We start from the raw sequence: 13,188 nt of genomic DNA on the forward strand, positions 1-13,188 counted from the left end.
ATGCGAAAGTTACCTTTAATCACAGTAATTACCGGTATTGCTCTGCAATCGGGTTTTGCTGCTGCGCAAGTATGTTACAGCGCCGTCACAGAGACGACCCCTGATAGCCGTTTTGTAATAAACGAAGATGGTACAGTAAGTGATAGCGAAACGGGTCTTATGTGGCAACGTTGTACGTTTGGTCAAAGTTATGATAGTGACACGGATACTTGCGAGGGCACGAGCCAGCAACTTACTTGGGGCGAAGCTTTACGCGGGGCTGAAAATGCAACCTTTGCTGATTACAGCGATTGGCATGTACCAAATGTTAAAGAGTTAGCAAGTATTTTAGAGCATAGTTGTGTGCAGCCTAGCATTAACGAAAACGCATTTTTATCGACTAAGCTGCAAAACTACTGGAGTAGCACTTCAGGGATCAGTCGCACTGATCTAGCTTGGGTGTATCAATTTGATAAAGGCATCAACAGCCTTCACGCAAAAACGTCCGATGTTTATTTGCGTTTAGTGCGCTACGAAAAGTAGCCTTTAATAATCTCTAACCGCGCTTGCTCAAGCGCGGTTTTTATTTCTGCGCCTTTAATACCTTGTGCAATAAACTGTTGCGGGCTGACTGCTCGTGCTTGCGTGGCTGCATTTACTAAAGAGTCATAGCGGGTTACTGGCTGTTGTTGACTTATCTCTAACACCTTTAAAACTTGCTCAAAACGTTCAGGGCGACGCCATAAATCAAGTTGGTTAAAGCAAGCAAAAACGGCCTCGCTAGATGGTTTTTCTGCACTTAACGTTGTTTGATGTGTTTGGCTAAATAGCGCTAAATCGCGCACTTCATTAGGTAAGCGTATCTTGCTAGCCATCGCTTTTATCTCGTCGCTTGAAAGCGCTAAGGTAACTTGGCTAAATAACAACGCAGTGTCACTAACTTGCAGTTTATTCGCATAGGCAAAGCGAGCTTGTAAAGTACGGTAAAGCTCATCACACCATTTACTTTCAAGCTCAGGGCTAATTACATGCAGGCCGCCAATACTATCAAGTACATTTAAAAACTCGCTAAATGCGCCATCACTGAGGGATTTTTCGCATTCTAACCAAACGCGCTCAGCTGTGAGGGTGCTCAGTTCACCGGCTTTAACCATCTCGGTTAATAGTGACTGGGTTTCTGGGGCGATAGTAAAGCCTAGGTAATGATAACGAGCAGCAAAACGGGCTACTCGCAATATGCGTAGAGGGTCTTCACTAAAGGCATCGGAGACATGACGTAAGACACGATTCTCAAGGTCTTGTTGGCCAGAAAAAGGGTCAACTAAGCTGCCATCTTGGGCTTGAGCAATGGCATTTACGGTGAGATCTCGACGAATTAAGTCTTGCTCTAATGTGACATCAGGCGCGAAATCACAAATGAAGCCGGTATAACCTTGGCCTTGTTTTCGCTCGGTGCGCGCTAGCGCATATTCTTCTTTACTTTGTGGGTGTAAAAATACCGGAAAATCTTTGCCAACTTGTTGATAGCCTTGGTTGATAAGTTGTTCAGGCGTTGCACCAACCACCACATAATCGCGCTCTTTAACGTCACGACCAAGTAGGGCGTCTCTGACTGCACCACCGACTAAATAAACCTGCATAAAACACCTATAATTTTGCCTTTTCGCTATTTTACGTTATTTAGCCAATAAAATGTAAACAAGGTTTTAAGTAGCGATGTTTTTTGCCATTATAGACCGTGATTTTAAACGCAAGGAATAACACGGTGTATTTAAGCTATTTTGGCTTGTCAGAAAAACCCTTTTCGATTGCCCCAAATCCTGAGTATTTATTTCTTAGTGAGCGCCATAAAGAGGCGTTAGCGCACCTTACCTATGGATTAGGTGAAGCGGGTGGCTTCGTTTTGTTAACAGGCGAAGTGGGTACAGGTAAAACAACACTAACAAGAAGTCTGCAAGAGCAGTTACCTGAAAACACCCAAGTGGCACAAATTCATAATCCGGCTTTGTCACAGCTTGAACTGCTTGCCAGTATTTGTGATGAATTAAAGATTGAGTACGACGGTACTAATGCGACTCTGAAGACCCTAACTGATGTGATTAAAAAGCACCTTGAGGCAAACAATCAAGCGGGCGGTCACACCATCTTAATTATTGATGAAGCACAATTACTCGCACCTGATGTGCTAGAGCAGCTGCGCTTGTTAACCAATATCGAAACAGATCATAAAAAGCTGCTGCAAATTGTATTAGTAGGGCAACCTGAGCTTCAAGAACTACTAAAACGCACTGAATTAAGACAACTTGCCCAGCGTATTACTGCGCGTTATCACTTATTACCACTCACTGAAGGACAAGTGTTTGCCTATGTTAAGCACCGTTTATTTAAAGCGGGCACAGAGCAAGCCTTGTTCTCAGGTGATGCGTTAAAAGCAATTTATCAAGTCACTCAAGGTGTACCAAGATTAATCAATTTATTGTGTGAGCGTTGTTTAGTAGGGGCTTTTTCGCAGCAAAAATTGAGTATTGATAGTGAGCTTGTGATGCGCTCAGCTGCTGAAGCATTGCCACCCACGAGTACACCAATGGCCACAGTAGCAAATAAAGAGCCGAGTTATGTGTGGCTTTATCCCGTTTCATTTTTAGCCGTATTAGGAATGGGTATTGGTTTATCCTACCTAATATAACGAGTGTTCATTTATGTCATTATTACTAGATGCAATTAAACAATCAGATCAGCACGCACAAACTGCCGTTGATCATGACCAAGCCGCACTTGCGCTCAAACAACAGCAAGAATTAACACGGTATCGACGCTTAGCTTTTTCATTTGGGCTATTACTGGCGGCAATATTGACGCTTATGGCAGGATTTTCGATTGGTAAATGGTTACAGCAAACTAAACCTGCTGCTGAGCAGCCAAAGCTTGTTAATAACAGCAATGAAACCACAGAAAGCGTTGCCACTGAGGCTCAGGCAAGTCCTGAAACACAGCAACCCGCTAAGCAACAGCAAGTAGCGCAAAGCCAAACCCCGCAAGCGACCAATAACCCAGCCCAAGTAACAACGATGCAACAAGGGCAAGTGCAACAATCTGTACCACAACAAATGATGCAGCAGGTGCCAGTGCAAGGTCAGCAATACCAGTGGGTACAAGTTCCGGTTAACTCAGCCCCTGTGTATGCAAATCAAGGTTATCAAGTACAACCTCAGTACCAGCAACAAGCTGTGTATCAAAATCAGCCAGTGTATCAGTCACAGCCACAGTTTTCGCAGCCAATGCAACAAATCAATCCGCAGCAAATGAGCAGTAATGGCATTGATTTAAGTAAATACAAGGTGCTCGGCAAGCCACTTAATGGTCAGCCAACTCAACCAGCTTCTCAACCATCAACAAATGATGAGCTTAAAGATGTACCAGATACATTGAAAGATGCTTTTGCTAAAGCGGTTGAAGATGTTGATAACAAACACAGTGTTGATATTACCCGTAGCACTAAAAACACGTCTTATGCAGAGCCAATTGAGCTCTTGCCTGATGCATTACAAAACCTAATTCCTACCATTAAATACCAAGCGCATATTTATGCTTCAGAAACATCAAAGCGCTGGATTAAGTTAAATGGTCGTGAGTTATACGAAGGCGATAACATCGGCGTGTTATCAGTCATTGAAATCACTCCAGAGCAGAGCCTATTAAGCTACGATGGCTATGAGTTTACTTTAAAAGCATTACAAGACTGGCCTGAGTAGCCAGTCTTTATTTTAGGACTAAGGTAAAATAGCACTTTTAAAAAAGCGGATCAGGTCGATGTTAAAGTCTCTCGGCCTGACTGCTGATTCTAAGCTATCGTGGCAACGGCTGTTAGCCAAATCAATATCTTGCACTTCGGTATAGCGTGCATGTTTAGCGTTATAAAACACTTTAACTTGAGGTTTTAAAGGACTAGTAGGGTTACTGTGAGTGACCACACCTAATTTTTGGCTCTCAAGTTTCACTAAGGTGCCGACTGGGTGAACACCGATGCACTGAATAAACTTAGTGACTAGGTCTCCGTCAAAGCTATCTGGGCAGCCATCTTTAAGTATCTTAAACGCCTTAATTGGCTCCATGCCTGCTTTGTAAACCCGCTCAGCGGTTAATGCATCATACACATCAACAATCGAAGCCATGCGTACGTACAAGCTTATCTCGTCACCACTTTTACCAAACGGGTAGCCACTGCCATCTAAACGTTCGTGATGGAAGCCAGCTATATCTACAGCAATCCCGCTCAAGCCTGCTTGCTCTAAAATTTCTTTACTGAAACGAGCATGGTCTTGAATTACTTGGTACTCTTCGTCGGTTAATTTGCCAGGCTTATTGAGTATCTCATCGGGAATATTGATCTTGCCAATATCGTGAAGTAAAGCACCGGTCGCAAGCTCTTCAATAATGGCTTTTTCAATACCTAAGTGCTTAGCAAAAATACTCATCAAAATTGATACATTGATAGAATGCTCAAGTAGGTAAGCATCCTTTTCACGCATACGAGTGATACAGGCAAGCGCATCTTGGTTACGAAAAACCGAATCAATAAAGCCACTTGCGAGTTCTTTAAAAGGGGCTATATCAATTTTGTTGCCATCGCGGATATCGTCAAAGGCTTTGCTTTGTAATGACCTTGCTTCGTTATATAAGCTGTTTGCTTTGCCCATTTCTGCCGACACACTGTGAGTGGTGTGCCAAGGATCGAATGCGGTCGTCTCGCCAACAGGTTGCGGATTATGTTGCTGCTCAACCACTTTATTCTCACTGTCTAAGGTCAGTGTTTTGTCTGGGTCGATAGCTATTTCTAATATGCCAGCCTTGATCAGCTTATCTATACTTCCCTGTGTTTTTACCCAACCTTGGTTTTTTATACGGATCTTGCCTGTTTGTTTTGTCACACTTTGGACAAACATGCCGGGCTTTAGTTGATTGATAGGGAGTGTTTTCAAAGCCTTTACTTCTAGTCGAATACATTACTATAAAACTAGCAGAAAATTTGTAGCTCGGTAAACAAGAATAGTAAAAAGGTATCTGTAAAATCAAAAGCCCCCGCAAATGCGAGGGCTTTTAATTAGCTCAGGAAGGTTTAATTTCCTTTAACTTATACGATTACTCGTCGTCTTCAACTAAGGTCATTAGTGATGTGTTACCACCTGATGCGGTTGTATCAACACTGATTGTTTTCTCAGTGAGTAAGCGCTTGATTAGCGTGTCGTAGTACTCAGAGCTGATCACAGGCAGAATCGCACCTTTACGTTGTGCTAGCTGCTGGCTAAAGTAGCCTAAGCGTGATGAACGAGCTGCAACAACCGCACCTGCAAGGTGAGGGTGCGCCAAGATAGCTTGTAACTGATTAGGTTTAGCTACTTGGAATACACCTTCAGCGATACCTGTTGAGATAAACTTGTCTCTGAATGCAACTGCTTCGTCAAAGAATAACTCAGAAGCAACCGTGATTACTGTGTTACCAGCAGCAAGTGCTGTGATAATCGAAATTGCCCAGAAGTTAAATGACGTACTCTTATCAGCATAACAAACCACACAGCCACGAGGCTCTAGGTGTAGTGTGTTTGACTCACCCGTTGGTCCAGGCAACACAGTGTGCTTACGCATGTGTTTTTCAAGACGGTTAAGTTGCGCACGAGCATCAGCTAGCGTTAATGCTAAATCATCGGCAAGCTCGTCGATAATTTCTACAGTCGCTACTTTTGCAAGTAATTGACGCACAGCAGAAACTCGGTCGTTCAGTGGTGTCGCACGCCAGATTTTCTCGTCGCGTAATGAGTTATCCATTAGCGTAGCAACCTGCTCAGCTGCACCTGAATAGTGGTGAGTATCTAACTCATCAGGTGTTAGATTAGTCATTTGTACGTTATCTGGTGATGCTTTTTCTTTCACTAGACGTTGTAGGTAGTTAGGGCCACCCGCTTTAGGACCAGTACCAGATAAACCACGGCCACCGAAAGGTTGTACGCCAACAATCGCACCGATCATATTACGGTTGATGTAAACGTTACCTGCACGTGACATTTTCGCTAGGTATTCACAGCGCTCTTCGATACGCGAATGCACACCCATAGTTAAGCCAAAGCCTGTGCCATTGATTTGGTCAATCACGTTATCAAGCTCTGTGCCTTTAAAGCGGATGATATGTACACATGGGCCAAATACTTCGCGCTTAAGTACAGATAAATCTTTGATTTCGTATAAACGAGGCGCGAAGAAGTAAGCACCATTTTCACTGTTATCAGGAATAGCACACTCATAGTGAAGTGTTGCATTACCTTTTAAGTATTCAACATGGTCATTTAAATTTTTCAGTGCTTTTTCGTCGATAACAGGACCGATATCAGTTGAAAGCAATGACGGGTCGCCAACGTGAAGCTCTTTTAAAGCACCTTTGATCATCTCAATGATGCCATCAGCAACGTCTTCTTGTAAGAATAATACACGCAGTGCAGAACAGCGTTGACCAGCACTTTGGAAACCTGAACTGATCACATCGTCAACAACTTGCTCTGGTAGAGCGGTTGAGTCAACGATCATACAGTTTTGACCACCAGTTTCAGCAATAAGTGGTACTTGAATATCATTACGCGCAGCAAGAGTTTGCGAAATAACAGTACCTGTTTCTGTAGAACCTGTGAACATAACAGCTTGAATGCGCTCATCAGGAACGATGGTTTTACCTACTTCGCTACCACGAGCAATAACAGGTTGTACAACGTGCTCTGGTAAACCTACAGATAGCATAAGTTCAATGGTACGAAGTGCGATTAAGCTTGTTTGCTCAGCTGGTTTCGCAATAACTGTGTTACCAGTCACGATTGCTGCAGCTACTTGACCTAAGAAGATTGCAAGTGGGAAGTTCCATGGGCTGATACATAAGATCACACCACGTGCTTCAAAGCGCTCATCTTCAGAAAGTTCTTCAGCGCGTGCTGCGTAGTAGCGGCAGAAATCCACTGCTTCACGAACTTCATCGATACCATCTTGCGTTACTTTACCTGCTTCTTTGATACATAGTGCCACTAACTCATCGTGGTGACGCTCTAAGATGTCAGCAACACGACGTAATAAGTTTGCGCGCTCTTTTACTGGCGTTTGTGACCATGACTCAAATGCTTTTTCTGCATTTTCTAAAAGAGCAGTCATTTCGTCAGAAGATTGTAGTTTCACATGACCAATGATTTCTTTGTGATTTGCAGGGTTCTTCACAGGAAGAGAGCCTTCTGGCACATCGCTTAATTCAATGCGGTGCTCAGCAAACCAGGTATCAAGGTTTTCTTTAAATGGTGTGATTACATTGATATCAGTTAAGTCCATGCCTTTTGAGTTAGCACGTTCTTCACCGTATAAATCAATAGGCATCTTAATTTGCGTGTTGTACTTGTTACGTAAACCTTGCAGTGTTTCTACTGGGTCAGGTAATAGTGACTCAACAGGCTTAGTGGTATCAACAATCGCATTTACGAATGATGAGTTAGCACCGTTTTCTAATAAACGACGTACTAAGTAGGCAAGTAAGTCTTCGTGTTGACCCACTGGTGCGTAAACACGACATTGAATTTTCTCTTGGGTTACGATTTGGTCGAATAACGACTCACCCATACCGTGTAGGCGTTGGAATTCAAAACCTTCGTTGTCGCCTTTTGCAACTTCTAAGATTGTTGCTGCAGTGTAGGCGTTGTGTGTAGCAAATTGCGGGTACAGTACATCACGTGCTTCTAGAAGCTTAATTGCACAAGCTTTGTAAGAAACGTCAGTGGTCGCTTTACGTGTAAATACCGGGTAATGATCTAAACCATCTTGTTGAGTGGTTTTGATTTCTGTATCCCAGTATGCACCTTTTACAAGGCGAACCATTAGTTTACGACCAACGCGACGAGCTAGCTCTGCAACCCACTCAACGACAAAAATAGCGCGCTTTTGGTATGCTTGAACTGCTAAACCAAAGCCGTTCCAGTTACCTAAATCGTCATCACTGAATACCGCTTCAATAACATCTAAAGAGATATCTAAACGGTCAGCTTCTTCAGCATCAACAGTAAAGCCGATATCGTAGCTTTTCGCTGCAAGCGCAAGTTCTTTTAACTTAGGTACGATTTCAGCAATAACACGTTCACGATGTGTGAATTCATAACGTGGGTGAATCGCAGAAATTTTAACTGAGATACCAGGGCTCTTGATTGGACCACGGCCATTTGCTGCTTTACCAATCGCGTGGATAGCTGTCATGTAGCTGTTGAAGTAACGCTCTGCATCTTTCATTGTGCGTGCGCCTTCACCTAGCATATCGTATGAGTATACGTAGCCTTTTTGTTCTTTATCGGCTGCACGTTCAATTGCTTCGTCGATAGTACGACCCATAACGAATTGCTTACCCATGATCTTCATCGCGAAGTTCACAGATTTACGAATAACAGGCTCACCTAAACGACCAATTGTTTTCTTAAGAACACCGAATTGCTGCTCTTTTGACTTGTCGCTGTAGTTAACCATTTTACCGGTTACTAACAGACCCCAAGAAGAGGCGTTTACAAATAAAGAATCGCTGCTACCTAAATGCGAGCTCCAGTCACCTTTAGCAAGTTTGTCACGAATTAGTGACTCTTGCGTTGCTTTATCTGGAACACGTAATAGCGCTTCTGCAAGACACATTAATACAACGCCTTCCTCACTTGAAAGTGAGAATTCATTTAATAGTGCATCTACACCGCTTTGACCATCCTGATCGCGACGGATATTTAAAACCATTTGACGAGCACGTTCCCACGCTCGGCTACGCGCTTTCACGCCTACTTCAGCCAAAGGCAAAATATGATCAATAACCGCATTTTCGTCAATACGGTAGAAATCACGGATCTTTTGTCTAATTGGACATTCAGTTGTCAAATCGCCATTAAATAGCATATGTAACCCTCTGGTATGTGGAGTCTAGAAATGAACTTATTGCATTTCTTACCATTGATATAATTCGTGCATTCTAATTAAAATCCAGCAGAATATGCTGGTTAAATTTTTCGATTTACGATAATTTACAGGGCATACCGTTAACTTAGCCGCATAAAATTCTGTTATGACCAGTCCGAATAGATTACGCATGTTAGATCGCATCGATTTAGCAATTTTAGACGCTCTGCAAAAAAATGGCAGAATATCGAACGTAAACCTCGCAAAACAGGTAAATCTGAGCCCAAGCCCGTGTCTAGATCGTGTAAAACGTTTAGAGCAAGAAGGCTACATCGAAGGCTATTACGCAAAGCTTAGCGAAGCAAAGCTTAACCAGAGCTTGTTAGCACATGTGCAGGTATCGTTAGTGACCTCGAATACATCGGTATTTAAAGTCTTTCGTGAATATATTTTAAATATTCCACAAGTGGTTGAATGCGACATGGTTGCTGGTGGCTATGACTACTTATTAAAAGTACGGGTGTCTGATATGGATGAATACCGCCAAGTGCTGGGGGATTTAGTTGATATCCCAGGGGTAGGTACGCATCACACCTATATGGTGATCGAAAAAATTAAACAAGATACCGGACTAAGGTTCGATATATAGATACAAAAAAAGCACCATCAGGTGCTTTTTTATTGACTATTTAGTGGCTTATGCCCAGCCGTCGTAACGTTTACGGCGAGATAACACCACGGTTAAGATAATACCTAACAGTAAGCCGATAAATGCAATTGCTCCGCCATATGTAAGTAGCTGACGCTTCTCTTTAGCACTGGCTGTTTGCTTTGCGTTGCGCTCAGACTCAATGGTGTTCTTAAGTGTTTCGATTTGCTTGCTAAGAGCTAGGTTTTGCTCTGTAAGTGATTTGTTCTGCTCTTGAAGTTGTGGCAGTTCAATTTCAGCTTGGCGAAGCTGCTCTTGCATTACCGTCATGTCGTTATTCAGCGCTTGAAATTGTTGTTGAATACCCGCGTTTTCAGTAACAAATTTTGACTCTACCCAACCTTCACGATCTTTATCATCACGAATTTTAAAGTAGCCATTATCTTCACCTGACAACAACACAACTTGCGTACCAGCATCAACTGAGCCCAAAATGCGGTAGTTTTTGCTTGGGCCTGAGTGCATAAAGGTGTACAGGTTATCGACTATGTATGCGGTGTTTTGGCTGTCGCTGCTTGGAGCTTCTTCTGCGTAGCTAATAAAAGAGGTGGCCGCAAGGAGCAACCCAAAAATACACTGTTTTAACATCAATCTACCTTGTTAATGTGATCTTGCCTAGAAGTGGCTAAATTTATAATTTCTTTATGTATAGAGATAGTAGGGATTTCAACTATTAATAGCAAGGCTGATATTGTAATCCGTGCGTGAGCTTAACCGTAAAAAACAGGAAAAAATTTGCATTAACAGTCTGCTTTGTTTATTTTGATCACTTATTTATTTTAAATGTACTCCGCAAAGCGAATGGATACTGAGATAGAACTGAAGTTTTTGGTGTCAGATGCCGTTGTTCCACTGATCCCCGCATTAATTACCCAATTTGCAAAAACCGTTACTAACAAACCGTCACGCAATTTACAAAATGCTTATTACGATACGCCAAGCCGAGAATTACGCGCTTTAGATATTGGCCTTCGTACTCGCTGTTGTGATGGTGAGTGTGAACAAACTATCAAGCTTGCTGGCGAAGTGGTTGGCGGCTTACATCAGCGCCCAGAATACAACTTACCACTGTCAGGTAACCGCCCTGATTTACTCGCATTTGATGCTGCTATTTGGCCGCATGGCATGCAAGTGTCTGGTATTGCAGAAAACCTATACCCAATTTTTAGCACTAACTTTATACGCCGTACTTGGTTACTCGAAACCGAAAATGGCGCAAAAATTGAAGTGGTATTAGATAAAGGTGAAGTTGCTGCCTCGGGTCAGGTTGAGCCAATCTCTGAACTTGAAATCGAACTGATCGAAGGTAGTCGTAATGAGTTGTTTGCTTTGGCAGATAAACTGGTTAGTGAAAGCCATGTTCGCTTAGGGCTTTATTCTAAAGCTGCTCGGGGTTATCGTCTTGCTGATGACAAACCATTAAAAGCAAGCAAATCAATTGGCTTTGTGCCACTAAAACGTGGTGCAACCCAAGAACAAGCTTTAGTAGAAAGCATTAACTACGCGATTCGCTTTGTACAAAAACATGAAGCCTGCTATTTCATAAAACCAAGCTTAAAAACCCTTAAGCGTGTCACAGACGGTATTCGTTTAATTCGCCATACATTTTGGCTGTTTGACGATATTGTTAGTAAAGACGATACCGACTCATTGCGTACAGAGTTAAAGTGGTTATTGAGCGAATTAGCGTGGGTTGAAAATGCTATCCAGCTAAAAACCTACACATCTAAGCGCCACGCATACTACAAAAAAATCAACAGTGCGCCTGAGCTCACACAAGTTATTAATGACTTAAAAGAGTTACAGCCAAGCATTGATGATATTGAAACTCTTTTTCATAGCACCCGATACAACCGCTTATTGTTACAATTAACTACGTGGTTAATTGAAAAACAATGGCGCAAATCATGGGGGCAGGCTGAGTTTCAGGCAGCAGAAAAACCAGTTGCCGATATTGCTAAGCGTTTATTTGCCAAAGACTGGCACGACATGCACGAGCTTATTCCTGAGCAGCAAGTGTTTACAGATAAAGACTATTTGGCACTACGCACTCGCCTTGAAAACTCATTACTCAGCGGCAATTGCTTAGGCGCTTTGTTCGATAAAGAAGACAGAAATGAGTTCCGTATGCCGTGGGTTGATATCTCTCATGGTATTTATGAGTTAAGCACCCTTGAGTACTTAAAGCAGTTATGCGCAGGACAAGACGACTTAGAGCTGACCAAAATTCAATCATGGCTTGATCAAAAGTCAGAGTTTCTGGTCAGTGCGATGGAGCAAAGTCGCCACGCGTCATTTAATACAGACCCTTATTGGTTTTAAATAAATGCACTTGTGCCTATGGATAGGGTTAGTATGTTTGAGTCTCTCGGCAGTAGCTAACCCTATTGAATGGCAAACTTACAAACAGCAAGACGACATCACCGTTAGCTATAAAAAGCACGAAACTGGCATTATTGAAATTAATGCTTCTGTGCTGGTGAAAAATGCCAAAGCCAGTGACTTTATGGCATTGCTCAGTGATACCGACAACGCCGCAAACTGGCTTGAAAATGTCAAAAGCGTGACGCTAATGGAGCGCTTAAGCCCCTCAGAAACCCTTGTTTATACTCATTTTAATTCACCTTGGCCGGTGTCAGACCGTGACTTGGTGAGTTATTCTTGTTATCACGCATTAGATGAGCACAAATCCGAGTTACAAATCAAAAGCCAACCTTATGCAAAAGCCGAAGTCTCTGGCGTTGTGCGTATTAAAGACCTTACCGCCTATTGGCGCTTTGAACAGCAACAAAGTAACTTGTTAGTAAGCCATCAAGCCTACGCAGACCCAGGTGGTTCCATTCCGCATTGGTTAAGTAACAAGGTATCCCTAAAAAGCGTTTATAAAACGCTACAAGCACTGAGAGAACAATTAACTAACAATCAGTTTTCCCGCGCTAACACCAGCAGCATTCCAGGTGATTGCTAGTTTTTAATCAAGCGTATTTGGGTGACAGAGTAAGAATTTATCATTATGATCAGGCTAGTTCTGAGCGGGTAGGTAAAAAATGAAAGAACCAAAAATTCCCCTAGTTAATAAGCCAAATGGTATTGGCTTTGGGCGTATTTTAAAAGCAACCAAGTGTTCTATTAAAGGCTTTAAAGCGGCATTTAAAGAAGAGTCGGCATTTCGCTCTGAAATCTATTTAGGGGTGTGCTTATTACCCTTGTCAGTGGTTTTTGCACAGTCATTAAATCATTGGTTAGTCCTATTTATACCTTACTTGTTATTATTAATTGTTGAGTTACTGAACTCGTCGATAGAAGCGCTCACTGACCGAGTAGGGATTGAGTATCATGTATTATCGGGACGAGCTAAAGATATGGCTTCTGCGGCAGTGACATTGAGCTTGCTAATTCTAGCCTTAGTTTGGGGTGTTGCAGTTTACGAAAAGATAGTGAGTTACCTTTAAATCAGACACAAAAAAAGCGCCAAAAGGCCAATGCCAGTCAGTTAAGCTGACTGGCATTTCTTTTTTTATGTGGGTACTTTGATGGCTTAGGCTTTATCGCTCTTG

11 protein-coding genes are annotated in these 13,188 nt (G+C 42.5%); 7 read left to right on the forward strand and 4 right to left on the reverse strand.

Annotation, left to right across the window (positions count from 1 at the left end):
* Entirely contained in the window at window positions 1–522 is a 522-nt protein-coding gene (locus EXT43_RS02150) for a DUF1566 domain-containing protein (RefSeq protein ID WP_062566405.1), read from the forward strand.
* Here the strand turns inward: EXT43_RS02150 and EXT43_RS02155 are convergent.
* Complete coding sequence (locus EXT43_RS02155) at window positions 510–1,619, reverse strand: tRNA nucleotidyltransferase (RefSeq protein WP_130166243.1); 1,110 nt, start codon at window positions 1,617–1,619, stop codon at window positions 510–512. The two genes, EXT43_RS02150 and EXT43_RS02155, sit on opposite strands and share 13 nt — an antisense overlap.
* Before the next feature lie 125 nt (window positions 1,620–1,744).
* Here EXT43_RS02155 and EXT43_RS02160 point away from each other — a divergent pair, with 125 nt between their 5' ends.
* Together EXT43_RS02160 and EXT43_RS02165 are read left to right on the forward strand one after the other, a co-directional pair.
* Window positions 1,745–2,665 (forward strand): AAA family ATPase, encoded by a 921-nt coding sequence (locus EXT43_RS02160; protein ID WP_130166244.1) that lies wholly within the window; start codon window positions 1,745–1,747, stop codon window positions 2,663–2,665.
* Between the two features lie 13 nt (window positions 2,666–2,678).
* On the forward strand, window positions 2,679–3,731 hold the full coding sequence (locus EXT43_RS02165) for a general secretion pathway protein GspB (protein WP_130166245.1): 1,053 nt from the start codon (window positions 2,679–2,681) through the stop codon (window positions 3,729–3,731).
* A gap of 18 nt (window positions 3,732–3,749) precedes the next feature.
* On the opposite strand, the gene EXT43_RS02170 is transcribed toward EXT43_RS02165, so the two are convergent.
* On the reverse strand, window positions 3,750–4,958 hold the full coding sequence (locus EXT43_RS02170; RefSeq protein ID WP_062566401.1) for an HD-GYP domain-containing protein: 1,209 nt from the start codon (window positions 4,956–4,958) through the stop codon (window positions 3,750–3,752).
* A gap of 160 nt (window positions 4,959–5,118) precedes the next feature.
* Complete coding sequence (gene putA, locus EXT43_RS02175; RefSeq protein WP_130166246.1) at window positions 5,119–8,922, reverse strand: bifunctional proline dehydrogenase/L-glutamate gamma-semialdehyde dehydrogenase PutA; 3,804 nt, start codon at window positions 8,920–8,922, stop codon at window positions 5,119–5,121.
* 166 nt (window positions 8,923–9,088) lie between these two features.
* On the opposite strand from putA, the gene EXT43_RS02180 reads away from it, so the two are divergent.
* On the forward strand, window positions 9,089–9,571 hold the full coding sequence (locus EXT43_RS02180; protein ID WP_054551119.1) for a winged helix-turn-helix transcriptional regulator: 483 nt from the start codon (window positions 9,089–9,091) through the stop codon (window positions 9,569–9,571).
* 48 nt (window positions 9,572–9,619) lie between these two features.
* On the opposite strand, the gene EXT43_RS02185 is transcribed toward EXT43_RS02180, so the two are convergent.
* Window positions 9,620–10,219: a TIGR04211 family SH3 domain-containing protein gene (locus EXT43_RS02185; protein WP_054560918.1), complete on the reverse strand. Its 600-nt coding sequence runs from the start codon at window positions 10,217–10,219 to the stop codon at window positions 9,620–9,622.
* Window positions 10,220–10,432: 213 nt separating this feature from the next.
* Here EXT43_RS02185 and EXT43_RS02190 point away from each other — a divergent pair, with 213 nt between their 5' ends.
* From EXT43_RS02190 to EXT43_RS02200, 3 genes are all read left to right on the forward strand, one after another.
* Window positions 10,433–11,953, forward strand: coding sequence for a CYTH and CHAD domain-containing protein (locus EXT43_RS02190; protein WP_054560917.1), 1,521 nt, complete (start codon window positions 10,433–10,435; stop codon window positions 11,951–11,953).
* Between the two features lie 37 nt (window positions 11,954–11,990).
* Entirely contained in the window at window positions 11,991–12,599 is a 609-nt protein-coding gene (locus EXT43_RS02195; RefSeq protein ID WP_062566399.1) for an START domain-containing protein, read from the forward strand.
* A gap of 79 nt (window positions 12,600–12,678) precedes the next feature.
* Window positions 12,679–13,083 (forward strand): diacylglycerol kinase, encoded by a 405-nt coding sequence (locus tag EXT43_RS02200; RefSeq protein WP_062566398.1) that lies wholly within the window; start codon window positions 12,679–12,681, stop codon window positions 13,081–13,083.
* Window positions 13,084–13,188 lie beyond the last annotated feature (105 nt).

The sequence above is a fragment of the Pseudoalteromonas sp. CO109Y genome (genome assembly GCF_004208935.1).
Classification (GTDB): Bacteria; Pseudomonadota; Gammaproteobacteria; order Enterobacterales; family Alteromonadaceae; genus Pseudoalteromonas; species Pseudoalteromonas shioyasakiensis.

Coding starts and splice junctions, on each gene's coding strand:
- EXT43_RS02150 (WP_062566405.1), top strand. CDS start 1: ATGCGAAAGTTACCTTTAATCACAGTAATTACCGGTATTGCTCTGCAA.
- EXT43_RS02155 (WP_130166243.1), bottom strand. CDS start 1,619: ATGCAGGTTTATTTAGTCGGTGGTGCAGTCAGAGACGCCCTACTTGGT.
- EXT43_RS02165 (WP_130166245.1), top strand. CDS start 2,679: ATGTCATTATTACTAGATGCAATTAAACAATCAGATCAGCACGCACAA.
- putA (WP_130166246.1), bottom strand. CDS start 8,922: ATGCTATTTAATGGCGATTTGACAACTGAATGTCCAATTAGACAAAAG.
- EXT43_RS02180 (WP_054551119.1), top strand. CDS start 9,089: ATGACCAGTCCGAATAGATTACGCATGTTAGATCGCATCGATTTAGCA.
- EXT43_RS02185 (WP_054560918.1), bottom strand. CDS start 10,219: ATGTTAAAACAGTGTATTTTTGGGTTGCTCCTTGCGGCCACCTCTTTT.
- EXT43_RS02190 (WP_054560917.1), top strand. CDS start 10,433: ATGGATACTGAGATAGAACTGAAGTTTTTGGTGTCAGATGCCGTTGTT.
- EXT43_RS02200 (WP_062566398.1), top strand. CDS start 12,679: ATGAAAGAACCAAAAATTCCCCTAGTTAATAAGCCAAATGGTATTGGC.